The sequence below is a fragment of the Pseudomonas sp. FW215-R2 genome, from assembly GCF_058789255.1.
The window spans coordinates 232865-252951 of record NZ_JBYTBO010000006.1 but is presented as its reverse complement, the minus strand read 5'-3'; the positions used below and the strand labels follow the sequence as shown (position 1 = coordinate 252951).

Genomic DNA, 20087 nt, shown 5'->3' with positions numbered 1-20087 from the left:
TTCAGTCATGAACGGTTTCTCCGGATTTCTTGGATTTGAACATATCCAGTGCCAGCATCACCGCACCCACGGTGATGGCGCTGTCGGCGAAGTTGAACGCCGGGAAGTACCAGCGGTTCTGCCAGTGCACCAGAATGAAATCGATCACATGCCCCAGGGCGATGCGGTCATACAGATTGCCCAGCGCGCCGCCCAGCACCAATGCCAGTGCGACGGCCAGCCAGGTTTCGTTGCGGCCCAGGCGTTTGAGCCAGACCACCAGCACCGCACTGACCACGACCGCGATCAGCGCAAACAGCCAGCGCTGCCAGCCGGAGCTGTCAGCCAGGAAGCTGAATGCCGCGCCCGTGTTGTAGGCCAGGGTCCAGCTGAAGTAATCGGGAATGATCACGATCTGCTGGTACATCTCGAGCTTGCCTTCGAAGTAAAACTTGCTGGCCTGGTCAATGACCAGAACCAGCAAGCTCAACCAGAGCCAGCTCAGCCGTCCGAAACGGCCAACGGCATTAGGCATAGTGACGAACCTCGCCGGTGCCATCGATGTTGTCCACGCAACGGCCGCAGATTTCCGGATGCTCCGGGTTCACGCCGACGTCTTCACGGCAGTGCCAGCAACGGGCGCATTTCGGGAAGGCCGATTTGACGATCTTCAGCTTCAGGCCGCTGACTTCAGTAGCCACTGCATCGGCAGGAGCCTGCACGAACGGCGCAACGCTGGCGGTCGAAGTGATCAGAACGAAGCGCAGCTCGTTGCTCAGCTTGGCCAGGTCAGCGGTCAGAGCGTCTTCGGCGAACAGCGTCACTTCGGCTTGCAGGTTGCCACCGACAGCCTTGGCCGCGCGCTGGATTTCCATCTCTTTGTTGACCGCCACCTTCACTTCCATGATGCGATCCCAGTAGGCGCGACCCAGTTCGAAGCCTTCCGGCAACTCGGTCAGGCCTTCGTACCAGGTGTTGAGCATCACCGATTCGTTGCGCTCGCCCGGCAGGTATTGCCACAGTTCGTCGGCGGTGAAGGCCAGGATCGGCGCGATCCAGCGCACCAGCGCTTCGGAGATGTGGAACAGCGCGGTCTGGCACGAGCGACGGGCCTTGCTGTCGGCGCCGGTGGTGTACTGGCGATCCTTGATGATGTCGAGGTAGAAACCACCCAGCTCCTGAACACAGAAGTTGTGGATCTTCGAGTAGACGTTCCAGAAACGGTATTCGCCGTAGTGCTCTTGCAACTCGCGTTGCAGCAGCAGGGTGCGATCCACCGCCCAGCGATCCAGCGCCAGCATGTCTTCGGCTGGCAGCAGGTCGGTAGCCGGGTTGAAACCGGTCAGGTTGGAAAGCAGGAAGCGCGCGGTGTTACGGATACGACGATAGGCGTCCGCACTGCGCTGCAGGATCTGCTCGGACACGGCCATTTCGCCCGAGTAGTCGGTCGAAGCGACCCACAGACGCATGATGTCGGCGCCCAGGGTGTCGTTGACTTTCTGTGGCGCGATCACGTTGCCCAGGGACTTGGACATCTTGCGGCCGGACTCGTCCACGGTGAAACCGTGGGTCAGCAGTTCGCGGTACGGCGCGTGGTTGTCGATGGCGCAACCGGTCAGCAAGGACGAGTGGAACCAGCCACGGTGCTGGTCCGAACCTTCCAGGTACAGGTCGGCGCGCGGGCCGGTCTCGTGGCCCATCGGGTGCGAACCGCGCAGGACGTGCCAGTGCGTGGTGCCCGAGTCGAACCAGACGTCGAGGGTGTCGCTGATCTTGTCGTACTGCGGCGCTTCATCACCCAGCAGTTCGGCAGCGTCGAGCTTGAACCAGGCTTCGATACCTTCGACTTCAACGCGCTTGGCGACTTCTTCCATCAGCTCGACGGTACGTGGGTGCAGCTCGCCGCTTTCCTTGTTCAGGAAGAACGGGATCGGCACGCCCCAGTTGCGCTGACGGGAGATGCACCAGTCCGGACGGTTGGCGATCATCGAGTGCAGGCGCGCCTGGCCCCAGGCCGGAACGAACTTGGTTTCTTCGATGGCTTTGAGCGAGCGCACACGCAGGGTGTCGCCGCTGACCGGCTCTTTGTCCATGCCGATGAACCACTGCGCAGTAGCGCGGTAGATCAGCGGGGTCTTGTGACGCCAGCAGTGCATGTAGCTGTGTTCGATGACGGTGGTGTGCAGCAACGCACCGACTTCGGTCAGTTTGTCGACGATGGCCGGGTTGGCCTTCCAGATGAACTGGCCGCCGAAGAACTCCAGCGACGGCACGTAAACGCCGTTGCTCTGTACCGGGTTGAGGATATCGTCGTTGACCATGCCGTACTTCTTGCAGGTCACGAAGTCATCCACGCCGTAGGCCGGGGCGGAGTGAACCACGCCGGTGCCGGCGCCCAGTTCCACGTAGTCGGCCAGGTACACCGGCGACAGACGGTCGTAGAACGGGTGACGGAAATTGATCAGTTCCAGCGCCGAACCCGGAGCGGTCGCCAATACAGTGCCTTCGACGCCGTAACGGGTCAGGCAGGATTCGACCAGTTCTTCAGCCAGCACCAGCAGCTTGTCGCCGATATCGACCAGGGCGTAGGTGAATTCAGGGTGAACGTTCAGCGCCTGGTTGGCCGGGATGGTCCACGGAGTGGTGGTCCAGATCACGATCGAAGCTGGTTTGCTCAACGACGGCAGACCGAACGCAGCGGCCAGTTTGGCCTCGTCAGCGATCGGGAACGCGACGTCGATGGTCGAGGACTTCTTGTTCTCGTACTCGACTTCCGCCTCGGCCAGGGCCGAACCGCAATCGAAGCACCAGTTCACAGGCTTCAGGCCCTTGAACACGAAACCGCCCTTGACGATTTCGGCGAGGGCACGGATTTCACCAGCCTCGTTCTTGAAGTCCATGGTCTTGTACGGGTTGGCGAAGTCGCCCAGCACGCCGAGACGGATGAATTCGGTCTTCTGCCCTTCGATCTGCTCGGTGGCGTAGGCACGGCACAGTTCGCGGGTCTTGTCCGCGCCCAGGTTCTTGCCGTGGGTCACTTCAACCTTGTGCTCGATCGGCAGGCCGTGGCAATCCCAGCCCGGGACATACGGCGCGTCGAAGCCCGACAGGGTCTTCGAACGGATGATCATGTCCTTGAGAATCTTGTTCAGAGCGTGACCGATGTGGATCGTGCCGTTGGCGTACGGAGGGCCGTCGTGCAGGACGAACTTCGGACGATCCTTGCCAATCTCGCGCAACTTTCCGTACAGGCCAATACTGTCCCAGCGCTGCAGGATCTGCGGTTCGCGCTGTGGCAGGCCGGCCTTCATTGGGAAGGCGGTGTCCGGAAGGTTTAGCGTGGCTTTATAGTCGGTCATTTAAGGCTCTTCATTAGCGATGGGCGCTAGGTGCGGCTAGTGCACGGGCGGCGGCGACATCCGCGCTGATCGCCGTTTTCAATGCCTCCAGGGAGGCGAAACGCTGCTCTTCACGCAGCTTCTGGTGGAAAACCACCGTCAAACGCCGGTCATACAGATCGCCGGCAAAATCTAAAAGATGGACTTCAAGGTGGGCCTTGCCATCACCTTGCACCGTGGGCCGCACGCCGATATTGGCGACGCCGGGCCAGGTCTTGCCGTCGATGTCGACGTCGACCAGGTAAACCCCGGTGAACGGCACGCGACGGCGCTTCAGTTGAATGTTCGCCGTGGGCGTACCCAGTTGGCGGGCCAGTTTCTGGCCATGCAGCACGCGACCGGCAATCCGGTACGGGCGACCGAGCAGACGCTCAGCCAAAGCAAAATCGGCGGCGGCCAACGCATTGCGCACCTGAGTGCTGCTGACACGAATGCCGTCCAGCTCGACGGTTTGCGCGGCTTCCACGGTAAAACCGTGAACCTGCCCGGCCTGCAACAGAAAATCGAAATCGCCGAGACGGTCGCAGCCGAAACGGAAATCGTCACCGACTTCCAGATGCTGCACGCCGAGGCCATCAACGAGGATGGTGTCGACGAATTCACTGGCACTGAGCTTGCTCAAGCGCTGGTTGAAGGCCAGGCACAGGACCCGATCGACGCCTTCGGCGGCCAGCAGTTGCAGCTTGTCGCGCAACCGGGCCAGACGCGCCGGCGCGGTCTCCGGGGCAAAGAATTCCCGTGGCTGCGGCTCGAAAATCACCACGCAGCTGGGTACGCCCAACTCGAGCGCACGCTCACGCAGTCGGGCCAGGATAGCCTGGTGACCACGGTGAACACCGTCAAAGTTGCCAATAGTGGCGACGCAGCCCCGATGCTGGGGGCGCAAGTTGTGAAGGCCTCGAACCAGCTGCATAACGCGCTTCTTGCTCATAAAGTGGCCGATTATAACCACACCCGGCGGCAGACGACAGGCAACACCGTAACCCAAAGTGATCGAGCCGACAAAACTGCCGGCTCGCGCCCGTTTTTCAGGGGTAAAACCTCAGCTCAACGCCTTGCGATTGAAGTCGCGCAGGCGGAAACCGAGCAGCAGCAACATGCCGAAATACGCCACCACGCCGGCAACCACCAAGGCGCCCAGGCGCACGAAGCGTTCCAGCATGTGGCCCTGATCCCACGCGGGCATGAAATGCATGCCGATCAACAGCACCGCCGACATCACCGCCACGGCGACCACCAGCTTGAAACCGAACTTCAGCCAGCCCGGCTGCGGTTGATACATCTGCTGCTTGCGCAGTTGATAGAACAGCAGCCCGGCGTTCAGACAGGCGCCGGCGCTGATCGCCAACGCCAGCCCGGCGTGCGCCAGCGGACCGATCAGCACCAGATTGAACAACTGCGTGACCACCAGGGTGAAGATTGCAATTTTTACCGGTGTGCGGATGTTCTGTTGCGCATAGAAGCCCGGCGCCAGCACTTTGATCACGATAATGCCGAGCAGACCGACAGAGTAGGCAATCAACGCGCGCTGGGTCATGGCGGCGTCAAACCCGCTGAACTGGCCGTACTGGAACAGCGAAACCGTCAACGGCTCGGCCAGAATCCCCAGCGCCAACGCACACGGCAACACCAGTACGAAGCACAGGCGCAGGCCCCAGTCGAGAATCCGCGAGTACTCGTGACGGTCCTTGCTGGCGTAGGTCTTGGCCAATGTCGGCAGCAGAATCGTGCCCAGCGCCACACCCAGCACGCCGGACGGCAACTCCATCAGACGATCGGCGTAGTACATCCACGACACCGAGCCCGCCACCAGAAACGAGGCGAAGATGGTGTTGATGATCAGGGAAATCTGGCTGACCGAGACACCGATGATCGCCGGCAACATCTGCTTCATCACCCGCCAGACACCGGTATCGCGCAGATTCAGGCGTGGCAGCACCAGCATGCCGATCTTTTTCAGGTGCGGCAGTTGGTAAAGCAACTGCGCCAGACCGCCAACCAGCACCGCCCAGCCGAGCGCCATGACCGGTGGATCGAAGTACGGCGTCAGGAACAGCGAAAACACGATCATGCTGACGTTGAGCAGGGTCGGCACGAACGCCGGCACCGAGAAACGGTTCCAGGTATTGAGAATCGCACCCGCCAGAGACGACAGGGAGATCAGCAATATATAGGGGAAGGTCACTCGCAGCAGGTCAGAGGTCAGCTGGAATTTTTCCGGTGTGTTGGCAAAACCGGGGGCGGTGGCCCAGATCACCCAGGGCGCGGCAATCATGCCCAGCGCCGTCACCAGCGCCAGAACCAGCGTCAGAAGTCCCGTCACATAGGCAATAAAGGTACGAGTCGCCTCCTCCCCCTTCTGACTTTTGTATTCGGCAAGAATCGGCACAAACGCCTGTGAAAATGCACCCTCGGCGAAGATTCGCCGCAGCAGATTGGGCAGTTTGAAGGCGATGAAGAAGGCGTCTGTCGCCATTCCGGCGCCGAATGTACGCGCAATGAGCGTGTCGCGGACAAACCCGAGAATCCGGGAAAGCATCGTGATAGAGCTGACGGCGGCCAACGATTTGAGCAGATTCATTGAAGGAATTTGTGCCTGTCGATAAACAGCAGGCGAACAATGCGCCTACTTGTGCGATACTCCGCGCCGCAACAGCACAGAGCCAAAGCTCGCGAGTTTACAGGTCACACGCCGGAAAGAAATATCCCGTCGCACCACACCTACCACTTAGCGGAACGTTTCAAGCGCCCTTGACAAGACTTCAACTCATCGGCATGATTCGCGGCCTATTTTGTTTGCTATTTCCTAAAAAGTCTTTCGAGGAGCTCGACGGTGGCCAACTCACCTTCCGCCAAAAAACGTGCAAAACAGGCTGAGAAGCGTCGCAGCCACAACGCCAGCCTGCGTTCCATGGTTCGTACCTACATCAAGAATGTAGTTAAAGCCATCGACGCAAAAGACGCTGAAAAAGCTCAAGCTGCATACGTTCTGGCTGTGCCAGTTATCGACCGTATGGCCGATAAAGGCATCATCCACAAGAACAAGGCTGCTCGTCATAAGAGCCGTCTGAATGGCCACGTCAAGGCACTGAAAGAAGCTGCCTAAGCGACGTAGTCATTAAAAAACCGACCTCAGGGTCGGTTTTTTATTGCCTGCGATTTGCTGAAAACAACGCAAAAAAAAAGAGGAGCCAACCGGCTCCCCTTTTTATTTACGTCCAAATTAATGGACTGGCGCCCACGGCAGAATCGGGATCGCTGTCACCGCATTCTGCGGACTACCCTCGATCAGGCGATCGCTATAGACCAGATAAACCAGCGTATTGCGCTTCTTGTCGAGGAAACGCACCACCTGCATGGTCTTGAACACCAGCGAAGTACGCTCCTTGAACACCTCTTCGCCATCCTTCAACTCACCCTTGAAGTTGATAGAACCCACCTGACGACAAGCAATGGACGCCTCGGCACGATCCTCGGCCAACCCCAAACCACCCTTCACGCCACCAGTCTTGGCGCGCGACAGATAGCACGTCACACCCTCGACTTTCGGATCATCGAACGCCTCGACCACAATCCGGTCGTTCGGCCCGACAAACTTGAACACCGTCGATACCTGGCCGATTTCCTCGGCCGAGGCCAGCAATGGCAACGCCATCAGCAAGCCCAACAATCCTTTTGCCATGCGCATTGCGCGTTTCCTCAAACAAGAATCAGGTTGTCACGGTGAACCAGTTCCGGCTCAGCCATGTAACCCAGCAAACCGACAATCGCATCTGACGACTGACCGATGATTTTTTGTGCTTCCAGCGCGCTGTAGTTGGCCAGGCCACGGGCGATTTCTCGACCGTCCGGCGCCACGCAAACCACCATTTCGCCGCGACGGAAACTGCCCTGCACCAACTTGACGCCGACCGGCAGCAAGCTTTTGTTGCCCTGGGACAACGCGGAAACCGCACCATCATCCAACACCAGCGTGCCACGGGTTTGAAGATGCCCGGCCAGCCACTGCTTGCGTGCCGCCAGCATCCCGCGCTCAGGCGACAGCAACGTACCGATTCGCTCGCCCGCTTTCAGACGATCGAGCACTCGCTCCAGACGCCCACCGACAATAATGGTGTGCGCCCCGGAACGGGCCGCCAGACGCGCCGCGCGCAACTTGGTCTGCATGCCGCCACGACCCAGCGCGCCGCCGGTACCACCCGCCACCGCATCCAGGCTCGGATCATCGGCGCGCGCCTCGTAAATCAGCTGTGCGTCAGGATTGTTGCGCGGATCAGCATCGAACATGCCGTCGCGATCCGTCAGGATCACCAGCAGATCAGCCTCGACCAGGTTGGCCACCAGCGCAGCGAGCGTGTCGTTGTCGCCGAAACGGATTTCGTCAGTGACCACAGTGTCGTTTTCGTTGATCACCGGGATGACTTTCAGCTCGACCAGCGCACGCAAGGTGCTGCGGGCGTTCAGGTAGCGCTTGCGATCGGACAGGTCGTCGTGGGTCAGGAGAATCTGCGCGGTGTGCCGGCCATGCTCGGCAAAACTCGATTCCCAGGCCTGCACCAAGCCCATCTGACCGATTGCAGCAGCGGCCTGGAGCTCGTGCATCGCACTGGGTCGCGTGGTCCAGCCCAAACGGCTCATGCCGGCCGCCACCGCCCCGGAGGACACCAGCACCAACTCGACGCCAGCCTCATGCAAGGCCACCATCTGCTCGACCCAGACACCCATTGCCGCACGATCGAGCCCTTTGCCATCCGCTGTCAGCAAAGCGCTGCCGATCTTCACGACCCAACGCTGCGCACCCGTCACCTTGCTCCGCATCATCTTCAACCTTAGCTTGAGGGCAGCGCGACCTGGCACTGCCCATGACATTATTCGTGGTTATTCGTGACCAACGATCGATTTCCAGATACTAAAACGCCGCTCGATTGAGCGGCGCTTAAGTTTACTTCAACGAATCAGTCACGCACGTAAATGATTTCCGGACCGTCTTCGTCATCCACATCTTCTTCGTCCCAGTCATCGTCGCCGATATCGTGGACCGACTTCACGCCGCTGCGACGCAGGGCACGCTTGTCATCCAGCGCCTGCAACTGAGCACGGGCTTCGTCTTCGATGCGCTGATCGAGATCGGCCAGCTCTTCCTTGTAGGCCGGGTCATTGGCCAGACGATCGGCACGATCTTCCATGTAACGCATGATGTCGTGGCAAAGACGCTCGGTACCCAGCTTGGAGATGGCCGAGATCACGTAGACCGGACCGGTCCATTCCAGACGATCGACGATTTCCTTGACGCGAGCATCGTGCTCTTCTTCAAGGATCTGGTCGCACTTGTTCAGCACCAGCCAGCGATCACGCTCAGCCAGCGACGGGCTGAACTTGATCAGCTCGTTGACGATCACTTCAGCAGCATCCGGAGCGCTGGCATCATCCAGCGGCGCCATATCCACGAGGTGCAGCAACAGACGGGTACGCGCCAAGTGCTTGAGGAAGCGGATACCGAGACCGGCACCGTCGGAAGCACCTTCGATCAGACCCGGAATGTCGGCAATGACGAAGCTTTTCCAGCGATCGACGCTGACCACACCCAGGTTTGGCACCAGCGTGGTGAACGGGTAATCGGCGACTTTCGGCTTGGCAGCCGATACCGAACGGATAAAGGTACTTTTACCGGCGTTCGGCAGGCCCAGCAGACCGACGTCGGCCAGAACCTTCATTTCCAGTTTCAGGTCGCGCTGCTCGCCCGGCTTGCCCGGCGTGGTCTGACGCGGCGCACGGTTGGTACTGGATTTGAAACGAGTGTTGCCCAGACCGTGCCAGCCGCCCTGAACCACCATCAGTTTCTGACCGGCCTTGGTCAGGTCACCGATGACTTCCTGAGTGGCGGAGTCGATCACCGTGGTGCCGACCGGCACGCGCAGGATCAAGTCTTCACCCTTCTTGCCGGTGCAGTCGGTGCTGCCGCCGTTGGAACCACGCTCGGCGTCGAAATGCCGGGTGTAGCGGTAGTCCACCAGGGTGTTCAGGTTTTCGTCGGCCATCATGAAGATGGAACCGCCGTCACCGCCGTCACCGCCGTTCGGGCCACCGTTTTCAATGAATTTTTCCCGACGGAAACTCATGGCGCCATTGCCACCGTCGCCAGCTTTTACGCGAATCGATACTTCATCAACAAACTTCATAACCAACGCCTCTCGCCGTACGGACGAGCCGAAAAACAATCAAGACATAAGACTCTTGCAAAAATGAGCGCAGCGACCCCAATCCACGACCTGCATCGCACGCCGGCAGCCCATACAAACAGCTTTGCAAGAGACTCACCCCACAAACGAAAAAGCCCCGTCGCAAGACAGGGCTTCTCCAGCACTCTCGCAGTTAGGCTGCGATTACGCTCACGTAACGACGACCGAAGGCGCCTTTTACTTCAAACTTGATCACGCCTTCGATTTTCGCGAAGAGGGTGTGATCTTTACCCATGCCAACGCCGTAGCCAGCGTGGAATTGGGTGCCGCGCTGACGCACGATGATGTTGCCGGCCTTGATGACCTGGCCGCCATACATCTTCACGCCAAGGCGTTTGGCTTCTGAGTCGCGACCGTTACGGGTACTACCACCAGCTTTTTTGTGTGCCATGAGTCAATTCTCCTAGTGAGGAATTAGGCTGAAATTAAGCCTGAATACCGGTGATTTTGATCTCGGTGTACCACTGGCGGTGGCCCATACGCTTCATGTGGTGCTTACGACGACGGAACTTGATGATGCGAACTTTATCGTGACGACCTTGGGAGATCACTTCAGCCACAACGGTAGCGCCAGCAACAACTGGAGCGCCGATATTCACGTCGTCGCCATTGGCAACCAACAGAACGCGATCAAAAGTTACGGATTCGCCAGTAGCGACTTCCAGTTTTTCGATCTTCAGGTATTCACCTGGTGCAACTTTGTACTGCTTGCCACCAGTAACGATTACTGCATAAGACATGGTATTTCTCCGATAATCCTGCTCACCCAGCTCTTTATAAGAAGAGGTATTGGCTGGCATGGCTGCATTGGGCTGGAGGCCCGATTGCAATTGCGTAAGGCAGGTGCTGCCCAGGAAGTTCAGGGTGCGCGATTGTACGCAAGCTACAAGAGTCATGCAAGTGGCCGTCCATCGCGCCTTGACAGGCCCGGACGTGGGTCCTAGCATGCCGCGCAACCCTTCTGGAGCACCTGTCGCTGATGCAACCCCAAGCTTTCTACCGCGCGGTGGCGGACGATTTTAGCGCCGTCGACGGCATCATCAAGAAGCAGCTGACTTCCCGAGTGCCGCTGGTATCGAAAATCGGCGATTACATCACGTCGGCCGGCGGAAAACGCCTGCGTCCTTTATTGGTGCTGCTGTGTGGCAAGGCCCTGGGTCGCGAAGGCGACGACATGCGCCTGCTGGCCGCCACCATCGAATTCCTGCACACCGCCACCCTGCTGCATGACGACGTGGTCGACATGTCCGGCATGCGCCGTGGCCGTTCGACCGCCAACGCCATGTGGGGCAACGCCCCGAGCGTGCTGGTCGGCGATTTCCTGTATTCGCGCTCGTTCGAAATGATGGTCGAACTGGGTTCGATGCCGGTGATGAAGATCCTGTCCCAGGCCACGCGCATCATCGCCGAAGGCGAAGTGCTGCAGTTGTCCAAGGTTCGCGACGCCAGCACCACCGAAGAAACCTACATGGAAGTCATCCGCGGCAAGACCGCGATGCTTTTCGAAGCGTCGACCCACAGCGCCGCGGCACTGGCCGGTGCGACCGCCGAGCAGAGCGAAGCCCTGCGCACCTTCGGTGATCACCTGGGCGTGGCGTTCCAGCTGGTCGACGACCTGCTCGACTACAAGGGCGACGCCGAAACCCTGGGCAAGAACGTCGGTGACGATCTGGCCGAAGGCAAGCCGACCCTGCCGCTGATCTACACCATGCGCGAAGGCACGCCGGAGCAAGCCGCACTGGTACGCCAGGCGATCCAGAAAGGCGGAATCGAAGACCTGGAAAGCATCCGCATCGCCGTGGAAGCGTCCGGCTCTCTGGAATACACCGCACAACTGGCCCGTGACTATGTGGCCCGTGCGATCAAGTGCCTCGAAACGCTGCCGGCCAGCGAATACCGCGATGCACTGGTTGAATTGAGCGAGTTCGCGGTCGCCCGCACGCACTGATCAACGCCTTGTCATCAAGAAACCGCAGCCTCCGTCGGAGCCTGCGGTTTTTTGTTGCCTGCCATCTGCAGCTAAAACCTTATACAATGTGCGACTTTTAACGACCCCCTCTCCAAGGAGCCTTAGTGAGCACGTTGCCACCCTGCCCGAAATGCAATTCCGAATACACCTACGAAGACGGCACCCAACTGGTGTGCCCGGAGTGCGCCCACGAGTGGTCTGCCGGCGGCGAAGCCGAAGTGGCGTCCGATGATGCCGTGAAGAAAGACTCGGTCGGCAACGTCCTGCAGGACGGCGACACCATCACCGTGATCAAGGACCTGAAGGTCAAGGGCACTTCGCTGGTGGTCAAGGTCGGCACCAAGGTCAAGAACATCCGCCTGTGTGACGGCGACCACGACATCGACTGCAAGATCGACGGCATCGGCCCGATGAAACTCAAATCCGAGTTCGTCAGAAAAGTCTGAATATGCTGTCTTCCATCCCGCGCCCGTCGCGGGATGGAGCTTCACCCTCCCTTCCGCCTCGCCAGCAAATCCTCGCAGTAGCCAAACGCCAGTCGTTTTGACCTTACGCAATCTTTACCCGTAAAAAATCACAAACCGCCAATAGACGCTTGCTATTTGACGAATAAGAATTATTCTCATTGAAACCCTTTCAATGGAGATGAGAACCATGACTTATTTGATCGACGCCTGGCTGGATCGCCCGCACCCGTACCTCAGGATTCTGCATCGGGAAACCGGTGAAGTCTGCGCGGTGCTGGAAGAAGAAGCCCTGCACGAGTTGCAGGATCAAGGGGATCTGGACGTCAGCGGCCTGAGTTCCAGTGAACCGTTGGTGCTCAAGGAGCTGGTGCGCAATCTGTTCCTGTTCTGCTATGCCCGGGCGTTGCGCCCGACCAGTGAGCTGCATCACAAGATCGAAGTATGAGAACGGCGGAGAAACCCTGCACAAGCCACGCTTGTGCAGGGTAACGGGATTACAGAACGTCGAGCAGCTCGACGTCGAACACCAGAACGCTGTGCGGCGGGATGCTGCCAACGCCTTGAGCGCCGTAAGCCAGTTCGCTCGGCACGTACAGACGCCATTTGCTGCCGGCATTCATCAGTTGCAGGGCTTCGGTCCAGCCGGCGATTACGCCGCCAACCGGGAATTCAGCAGGCTGGCCACGCTCGTAGGAGCTGTCGAATACGGTGCCGTCGATCAGCGTGCCGTGGTAGTGAGTACGCACGGTGTCTTCACGGGATGGCTTGGCGCCTTCGCCCTGAGTCAGCACTTCGAATTGCAGACCGGAAGCCAGAGTGGTGATGCCGTCCTTCTTGGCGTTTTCAGCCAGGAACGCACGACCTTCGCCAGCGGCGGCTTCAGCCTTGGCAGCGGCTTCGGCTTGCATGATTTCGCGGATCACTTTGAAGCTGGCGGACAATTCGTCCTGACCCACACGGCTTGGCTTGCCGGCGAATGCGTCGGTCAGACCGGCCAGGATGGCGTCCAGGCTGACACCCGGTGGCGGGTTGTCGCGCAGCTGGTCACCCAGCTGACGGCCGATACCGTAGCTGACGCGGGTTTCGTCGGTGGACAGATTTACTTCGGACATGACACTGCTCCGCTGTGCGGACGGCCTCAGGACATGCCGTGCGTGCACAGCGCGTCCCGGCGCGCCCGGAACCAAAAGGGCGAGCAGACTAGCACAGTTGTTCCGGCATTGATCAGACCCTCGGGCCTACAGTGCCGAGCGCCAGGCCAGCGGGACTTTCAGGCTTTCTTCACCGCTGGCGCCCAGACCGCACATTTCATCGTGCACCGAGGTGTGCACAAGGTTGAACGGCAGCACCGGAAAGCTGTGGAGTACATCCCGCGCATGCTCCACCGAGCGCAACATCAGCATCTTGCCCTGTGGATCACTCAGCGGGTACGCCGCGCCATGCATGCGCGCCTCGAGCAGATAGATGCCGCCCTCCATGGAGATCAGGTTCAACTCATCGACCTTCTTGGCGATGGCAAACGCATTCAATTCTTGCAGGTTCATGAACGCACCTCACGCAGTGGCGAGCCGGGACGCCTACAGGGATATGCTTCGGCGCTACAAAGCACAAGCCATAAACGACACCGCCCGTCTGTTTCGCAACAGACGGGCGGTTTTGTTACAGCGAACGACAACTCATCAGTGCTTGGTGAGCTTGTCCAGGTAACCCATGGCAAACGCCGAGATCACGAAGGTCATGTGGATGATCACGTACCACATCAGATGCTCGGGATCGACGTTCTTGGCATCCATGAAGATCCGCAGCAGATGGATCGAGGAAATCGCCACGATCGACGCCGCCACTTTCATCTTCAGCGACGAGGAGTCCATGGTGCCCAGCCAGCTGAGCTTCTCTTTGCCTTCGTCGATGTTCAGCTCGGACACGAAGTTCTCGTAGCCGGAAATCATCACCATCACCAGCAAACCGCCCACCAGCGCCATGTCGATCAGCGACAGCAGCACCAGAATCAGCTCGGACTCGGCCATGGAGAACACGTTGGGAATGACATGAAACACTTCCTGGAAGAATTTCAATGCCAGCGCCAGCAGCCCGAGAGACAGCCCGATATAGATCGGCGCCAGCAGCCAGCGCGAGGCGTACATTGCATTTTCGATAAAGCGTTCCATTGACTCTCACACAAGGGGGGTTGTAATCGGCGGCGAGTATACCAGTCCCCCATGACAGCCAGAAACCGCCCGGAAATCCGCTACCTGCGTGTGTGTGACAAAGTTTTTCTGCTAGTGTCCAAACCATTGACAGCCCAGCGACAGTGGACAGGACGACTGGAAATGGATGTGCGATTGCCGTTAACGACTGCCGGAATTTGCTTCGCCCTGATGATCGGCGGCTGCTCGCCCGGTGAGGAAAAACACCCGCTCAGCCTCGAAGAAAAGACTGCACAGTTCGAACAGTCCCTGGACGCGATCACCGACCCGAAACTCAAGGATGCCGTGACCGAACTTGGCGGCTCGTTACTGCTGCTGGAGCGCGCGCAGCAACGACTCGACAACAAACCGCCCAGAACCGAATACGGCGAAGACGCCCTCGGCGTGCTCAAGCATTACCCGACGCCTCAGGCGCTGGTCGACACCTTCATCAACGGCCTGTTCGTGCTGCACAAGGATGCCAGCTCCGATTACCTCACCGACCTGCAACCGGTGTTCCCCTTCAACCTCAACATTCCCGGCGGGTTCCTGTTCCCCCACGGCGTGGAATGGCAATCGGTGACGTTGAGCAACAAGCGGGTGATCGCCTACCAGCCGGAATGGTCGGAAACCGATCCGGGCATTCAGTTGAGCCCGTCCAGTTCCAACGTCACCAACCCCGATGACCTGACCGTGACCTACCCGTTCATCGAAGGCCTGGATGTCGACAAGAAAACCCGGCCGCGCCCCGTGAGCCTGCAAGGCCAGGTTGAAGTCATCGCCCCGAAACGCCTGCACAGTTTCGATCTGGGCAAAAAGGACATCGGCCAGACCCGAACTGACGCCAACCTCAGCGTGACCCTGCTGAAGCTGGAAAAGAACTACGCCGAAGTCGAGTTCAGCAACAGCCTGCCGCTCGCCCCGGAAGTCGCCAACACCCCGCTCAATCCGCTGATCGTCCAGGCCCGTGACACGACCGGCCAGTACCTGGTGCGCGCCGGCGCCATCAACGAGAGCCCCGAGCAGGTCGGCTTCTATCAAAAACAACTGGTGCACCTGCAACAGCAAAAAGCCTGGAGCGAAGCACTGGAAAAACAATTGAACGACGACCAGCACGCCTTCGAGCAACAGCATCCGCGCCGCTACAACAAGGTCTACTTCAACGGCCCGATCGATACCCTCGAAGTCAGCGTTCTGGACTTTTCCGAAGCCACCGTCACCCGCAAGCCACTGGACCTGCCGGTCCGCGAGTTCGACTCGCACACCACGGCGAAAACCGTGCAACCGCTGGATCTGGCGATCACCGTCTACGACGACCAGGCGCCCAACTGGCTCAAAGGTGCGTCACTGACCGAGGACGAGCTGAAAAAAGGCATCCATATCCGCCAGTCAGTGGAGGAGCCCAGTGCCGCGCGCATCGAGTTCGATCACCGCAAAACCTTCAATGACGAACTGCTGGGCGACGACCTGGCCCCCGGCGAAAGCCCGGTGACGTTCTTCACCGAAAAAACCAGCGGCAAACTCAACGAACCGATCGAACTGCCGGCCGAGGCCTATCAGGTGGACCCGCTGCAGGCGACCATCACCTATGACTTGAACCTGTTCCCGGAAACCCCGGCGATTGCCGTCGGCTCGATGCCGCTGTTTCTGGCCACGGTGGAGAAGCAGGCCTTCGAAGCCAAGGCGTTGCCCAAAGGCCTGGAAATCAGGAACAACGCACTGGTGGTGGATCTGAAACTGTTCCCGGCCAACGAATGGCGATTCTTCGTCAAGGACGACAGTGGCAACTACCTGAAACAGATTCTTTCGGTCAGCCACGACACGAGCGCAGAAGGCCCGGCGCTGTTCGGCGTGCATTATTTCTACGGCCGCCCGACGCACGTGGAAACCTATCAGCGAACCGACCTCGCCACCGTGCAGTACGGCTTTGAGGTCAAACTCGACAAGGCCCACACACAAGGTGCTGCGCCATGATCGGCGCTAGCTAGTGGTCAAAAACGCCGATGCTGCGCCCACGTCCACCGTTGATCTGCCGTAGCTGGGCTTGCAGGTGCAAGGACCAGATCTGCGGATCATTGGCCAGCTCGTAGCCGTGCATCGTCAGGCTTTCGACGATGGTATCGAGGATCGATTCGGCGGCGATCGGCCCATGAAACGGGCCCTGAGCCTTGATGGCGGAAGGTTGTTCACCGGCCATGCCGGCGGCGAAGAGCAATGTCCACATGCCGTTATCGCCGGCCAACGGCTTGATGGCGCATTCGATACGGGTCACAAGACCCAGGCACTGACGGGTAAGACAGAGGTTGCGCGACATGGCGGCGACCCTCGGTAAAGCCGGTGTTCAGCCCTTGCTGAAGGGCTGTTTCGATCCCGTGATACTGTCGATGTCCTTGAGCAGAGAATAGAAGAAAAGTCCGCCGCGCAAGCCGCACAGAACCAGAAGGCGCCGAATGGTCATTGTGTGAATATTGACGCCAGAGTGATGGCACTTTTGCCGACGTTCGCGACAAAACAAAATGGGAGCACAAGGCTCCCATTTTTTGACTGCAGTCTGACTTAAGCTGGTTTGGCCTCGGCCAGCGCCTCCTGCGCCAGTTCCTTCTCGGCTTCTTTCAGGTCTTCTTCGCTGATCATCTCGGCAATCACCCGCAGACGCTCCACCACCCGCGCGTTGACGCTGCCTTCCGGGAATTCGCCCTCTTCATTCGGCTCACCGGCAGGCTCGCCCACCAACAAGCTCAACGCTTCGTCGGCCTGACGCACCGCATAAACGTGGAACTGCCCTGCGCGCACCGCCGCCAACACCTTTTCATCAAGCATCAGCGTGGCCACGTTGGCTTGCGGAATGATCGCGCCCTGCTCGCCCGTCAGCCCGCGTGCTTCGCAGAGGCGGAAGAAGCCTTCGATTTTCTCGTTGACCCCGCCCACCGCCTGCACCTCACCGAACTGGTTGATCGAACCGGTGATCGCAAAGCATTGCTTGAGCGGGGTTTTCGACAAGGCCGAAATCAACGTGCACGCCTCGCCCAGCGACGCACTGTCGCCATCGACGTAACCGTAGGATTGCTCCAGCGCGATGCTCGCGGAAATCGCCAGCGGGAATTCCTGGGCGTAACGGCTGCCCAGATACCCGGTGAGGATCATCACGCCCTTGGAGTGGATCGGCTGACCGAGGTTGACCTCACGCTCGATGTCGACGATGCCGCTGCCGCCCGGGTACACCGTGGCGGAAATCCGCGCCGGCACACCGAACGCCGAGTCGCCGACTTCGAGCACCGTCAGGCCGTTGCACTTGCCGACCGCCGCACCGTCGGTGTCGATCAGGATGATCCCCGCCAGCATGTCGTCGAGAATTCGCGCCGACACACGCCCGGTGCGAGTGGCCTTGGCCTTCAGGGCGCGCTCGATGTGGCCGGCGTCGGTCATTTCATCGTTGGCCAGATGCCGAATGAAATCCGCCTCGCTGACCAGTTGGAACAGATCACCGATACGCGCCGACAAACGCCCCTGGTGCTCGGCCAGACGCGCACTGTAGGTCGCCAGACGCGCCACCGCGTCGGCGGTCAGCGGCGCCATGCCTTCTTCCGAAGTACGGGTTTTCAGCAACTGGGCAAACTGCTCCAGGCTTTCGTCGACCATCGGGATGTCTTCGTCGAAATCCACCAGGACGCGGAACATCTCCTGGAAGTCCGGATCGAGGTCCTGCAACGTGTAGTACAGCGACCGCGCACCGATGATGATGACTTTGACATTCAACGGAATGAACTGCGGATTGAGCGTCACGGTGGCGAAACGGCCCATCTCGCCCAGTGGCGATTCCATTTTCAGCTTGCGCGATTGCAGGGCGCGCTTGAGCGCATCCCACACGAACGGCTCGCCGAGCATTTTTTCCGCTTCAAGGATCAGGAAACCACCGTTGGCGCGGTGCAGCGCACCCGGACGCAACTGGCGATACGTGGTGTAAAGCGCGCCCTGATCGGTGGTGTATTCGATACGACCGAACAGGTTTTCATACGTCGGATGCGGCTCGAACACCACCGGCGCACCGCCGCTGCTCGGATGCCCGACCACCAGGCTCGGCGCGTATTGCTCTTCCAGCAGCTTGCGTGCGACCGCATCGGTCTTGCTGTCATCGACCAGTTGCTCGACCACGGTTTTCAGCAGGTAAACCTGCACGGCTTGCAGGTAACCGCAGACCGCCGCATTTTCCGCGTACTTTTCCGACAGCGGCGAAAGCAATGGTTGCAGGGCCAACGTGATGGTTTCTTCGTTGAGCTGGCGCAGCTGGTTGCTCGACTCGCGCTTCCATTGCGGCAGGCTCGCGAGTTCTTCGTTCAAGCGTTCTTCGAGGCCGGAAATGTCCTCGTGAAAACGCTCGCGCTCGGCTTCCGGCAACTGGGCGAATTCGGCCTCGTCCAGCGCCTTGCCTTCGAGCATCGGCGTGAACGCGATGTTGCTGCTGTCGCGGTACAGGGCGACGTCTTTTTCCAGGGCCAGACGCTCGATGATGTCCAGCGCCTTGTCGTAGCGCTGGTTGAAGGCGCGGTCGATGGCACTTTTCTTCTGCTGGTAGGACGGGTGTTCGAACACGGCGGGAAAAGTCGACAGCAAGTTGTCGATCAAGCCGTTGATGTCACCGATGAACGCAGCGGCAGTGCCCGACGGCAACTCCAGGGCGCGAGGTTCGCGCGGTTCATCGAAATTGTTGACGTAGACCCAGTCCGCCGGGGTCTGCAGGCGTTTGCCTTCGGCCTTCAGGTAGCGTTTGACGAACGAGAAACGGCCGGTGCCGGGCTCGCCCATGACGAATACGTTGTAACCGGGGCGTGGCATGGCCACACCGAACTGCAAGGCTTCGACCGCACGTTCCTGGCCAAGCACACCGCGAAAGGGCTCCAGATCATTGGTGGTAGTGAAGCTGAACTGTTCAGCGGAAAACGGACGGGTCAGCGCTTCGGGCGCTAGACGCAAGCTGGCAGCAACAGGATCAGGCATCGGGCTTCCTTAACAATCAGGCGGGGCAGATAGCGGCATTCTGGCGCTGCCCGTGCCCCACTGGCAAGGCGCGCCACACGACAAAGCATAGACAACCGGTCATCCCCGCGGCCGGGCCCATGGAACCGGGGTTTATTCCAAATATTGTGCAAAAAATCACGGAACCGCCGGAACGTGCCTAAACTCCAAACTGCGCGGCTGGAACTAATACCGGCCCACTGGCGCCACAAGGTCTGTACGAAAAATCGCCAAGCGGCGTTTTTCGGTAGAGAGCGGGGCCAGAACCCTGTCCATTGGTATGCACACAAAGAGAACAAAGCTATGAAACGGATTCTTCTCGGTACTCTCTTCACCGTTGTATCACTCAACGCCATGGCTCAGGCGCCAGGCGGTCCGGATTGCGGTTGGGGCAACATGCTGTTCGAAGGTCAGCGTGGCACCCCGGCTCACTTCCTGGCATCCACCACTAACGGCACCTCCGGCAACGCGACGTTCGGCATGACTTCCGGCACCAACGGTTGCTCCACCAACGCGTCGCTGACCTATGGCGGCAAATCCTGGTTTGCCATGAATGGCATGATGAACGAGCTGTCCGAAGACATGGCAAAAGGCAACGGCGAAGCGCTGACGACCTATGCCGTGGTATTGGGCGTAGCGCCGGAAGACCGTGCGCACTTCGCCGCCGTCACTCACGAGCACTTCCAGCAGATCTTCAGCAAGGCTGACGTGACCGCCGAAGACGTGCATACCAACACCCTGGCCGTCCTGAAAGCAGACCCTCGTCTGGCCAAGTACGCGACTCAGGCTTAAGCTCGACCCCACCCGCTTCTTTCGGGAAGCGGGTTTTGTTTTTT

The 20087-nt window shown here is 59.5% G+C and carries 20 protein-coding genes; 6 read left to right on the top strand and 14 right to left on the bottom strand.

Annotated features, from left to right (window positions below):
- Position 1 precedes the first annotated feature (1 nt).
- The 4 genes from lspA to murJ form a co-directional block, all read right to left on the bottom strand.
- Complete coding sequence (gene lspA / locus AC3WRD_RS11315; RefSeq protein ID WP_096820866.1) at positions 2–514, bottom strand: signal peptidase II; 513 nt, start codon at positions 512–514, stop codon at positions 2–4.
- Complete coding sequence (gene ileS / locus AC3WRD_RS11310) at positions 507–3338, bottom strand: isoleucine--tRNA ligase (RefSeq protein WP_102621100.1); 2832 nt, start codon at positions 3336–3338, stop codon at positions 507–509. Before ileS ends, lspA begins: the two co-directional genes overlap by 8 nt.
- Before the next feature lie 13 nt (positions 3339–3351).
- Positions 3352–4290, bottom strand: coding sequence for a bifunctional riboflavin kinase/FAD synthetase (ribF, locus tag AC3WRD_RS11305; protein WP_007959537.1), 939 nt, complete (start codon positions 4288–4290; stop codon positions 3352–3354).
- A 129-nt stretch (positions 4291–4419) separates the two neighbouring features.
- On the bottom strand, positions 4420–5958 hold the full coding sequence (gene murJ / locus AC3WRD_RS11300) for a murein biosynthesis integral membrane protein MurJ (protein ID WP_102621101.1): 1539 nt from the start codon (positions 5956–5958) through the stop codon (positions 4420–4422).
- A gap of 252 nt (positions 5959–6210) precedes the next feature.
- Here murJ and rpsT point away from each other — a divergent pair, with 252 nt between their 5' ends.
- Entirely contained in the window at positions 6211–6483 is a 273-nt protein-coding gene (rpsT, locus tag AC3WRD_RS11295) for a 30S ribosomal protein S20 (RefSeq protein ID WP_003228351.1), read from the top strand.
- A 117-nt stretch (positions 6484–6600) separates the two neighbouring features.
- Here rpsT and AC3WRD_RS11290 read toward each other — a convergent pair whose 3' ends face one another.
- The 5 genes from AC3WRD_RS11290 to rplU form a co-directional block, all read right to left on the bottom strand.
- Positions 6601–7065 carry a CreA family protein gene (locus AC3WRD_RS11290; protein ID WP_102621102.1) on the bottom strand — a complete coding sequence of 155 codons (465 nt, stop codon included), beginning with the start codon at positions 7063–7065 and terminating at the stop codon, positions 6601–6603.
- Positions 7066–7076: 11 nt separating this feature from the next.
- Positions 7077–8195: a glutamate 5-kinase gene (gene proB, locus AC3WRD_RS11285; protein ID WP_102621103.1), complete on the bottom strand. Its 1119-nt coding sequence runs from the start codon at positions 8193–8195 to the stop codon at positions 7077–7079.
- Between the two features lie 137 nt (positions 8196–8332).
- Positions 8333–9556 carry an Obg family GTPase CgtA gene (gene cgtA, locus AC3WRD_RS11280; RefSeq protein WP_096820862.1) on the bottom strand — a complete coding sequence of 408 codons (1224 nt, stop codon included), beginning with the start codon at positions 9554–9556 and terminating at the stop codon, positions 8333–8335.
- Positions 9557–9749: 193 nt separating this feature from the next.
- Positions 9750–10007, bottom strand: a complete 258-nt coding sequence (rpmA, locus tag AC3WRD_RS11275) for a 50S ribosomal protein L27 (RefSeq protein WP_016773121.1) — start codon at positions 10005–10007, stop codon at positions 9750–9752.
- Between the two features lie 34 nt (positions 10008–10041).
- Complete coding sequence (gene rplU / locus AC3WRD_RS11270; RefSeq protein WP_007950961.1) at positions 10042–10356, bottom strand: 50S ribosomal protein L21; 315 nt, start codon at positions 10354–10356, stop codon at positions 10042–10044.
- Positions 10357–10595: 239 nt separating this feature from the next.
- Between rplU and AC3WRD_RS11265 the strand changes: the two genes are divergently transcribed.
- From AC3WRD_RS11265 to AC3WRD_RS11255, 3 genes are all read left to right on the top strand, one after another.
- Positions 10596–11564, top strand: coding sequence for a polyprenyl synthetase family protein (locus AC3WRD_RS11265; protein ID WP_102621104.1), 969 nt, complete (start codon positions 10596–10598; stop codon positions 11562–11564).
- 125 nt (positions 11565–11689) lie between these two features.
- Positions 11690–12031, top strand: a complete 342-nt coding sequence (locus tag AC3WRD_RS11260) for a zinc ribbon domain-containing protein YjdM (RefSeq protein ID WP_007950963.1) — start codon at positions 11690–11692, stop codon at positions 12029–12031.
- Between the two features lie 208 nt (positions 12032–12239).
- Positions 12240–12497 (top strand): PA4570 family protein, encoded by a 258-nt coding sequence (locus tag AC3WRD_RS11255; RefSeq protein ID WP_039771721.1) that lies wholly within the window; start codon positions 12240–12242, stop codon positions 12495–12497.
- Between the two features lie 49 nt (positions 12498–12546).
- On the opposite strand, the gene bamJ is transcribed toward AC3WRD_RS11255, so the two are convergent.
- From bamJ to AC3WRD_RS11240, 3 genes are all read right to left on the bottom strand, one after another.
- Entirely contained in the window at positions 12547–13164 is a 618-nt protein-coding gene (gene bamJ / locus AC3WRD_RS11250; protein ID WP_096820860.1) for a BamJ family beta-barrel-assembly machinery protein, read from the bottom strand.
- A 126-nt stretch (positions 13165–13290) separates the two neighbouring features.
- Entirely contained in the window at positions 13291–13596 is a 306-nt protein-coding gene (locus AC3WRD_RS11245; protein WP_096820859.1) for a DUF6482 family protein, read from the bottom strand.
- Between the two features lie 135 nt (positions 13597–13731).
- Positions 13732–14220 (bottom strand): TIGR00645 family protein, encoded by a 489-nt coding sequence (locus AC3WRD_RS11240; protein ID WP_096820858.1) that lies wholly within the window; start codon positions 14218–14220, stop codon positions 13732–13734.
- A gap of 162 nt (positions 14221–14382) precedes the next feature.
- Between AC3WRD_RS11240 and AC3WRD_RS11235 the strand changes: the two genes are divergently transcribed.
- A complete protein-coding gene (locus AC3WRD_RS11235) occupies positions 14383–16212 on the top strand; it encodes a hypothetical protein (RefSeq protein WP_102621105.1) in 1830 nt (609 codons plus the stop codon).
- Between the two features lie 10 nt (positions 16213–16222).
- Here the strand turns inward: AC3WRD_RS11235 and AC3WRD_RS11230 are convergent, their stop codons facing one another.
- Positions 16223–16552 carry a PA4575 family protein gene (locus AC3WRD_RS11230; protein WP_085732860.1) on the bottom strand — a complete coding sequence of 110 codons (330 nt, stop codon included), beginning with the start codon at positions 16550–16552 and terminating at the stop codon, positions 16223–16225.
- Positions 16553–16794: 242 nt separating this feature from the next.
- On the bottom strand, positions 16795–19233 hold the full coding sequence (locus tag AC3WRD_RS11225) for a Lon protease family protein (protein ID WP_096820856.1): 2439 nt from the start codon (positions 19231–19233) through the stop codon (positions 16795–16797).
- 321 nt (positions 19234–19554) lie between these two features.
- Here AC3WRD_RS11225 and AC3WRD_RS11220 point away from each other — a divergent pair, with 321 nt between their 5' ends.
- Complete coding sequence (locus tag AC3WRD_RS11220; protein WP_025108775.1) at positions 19555–20043, top strand: DUF3015 domain-containing protein; 489 nt, start codon at positions 19555–19557, stop codon at positions 20041–20043.
- The last annotated feature ends 44 nt before the right edge of the window (positions 20044–20087 follow it).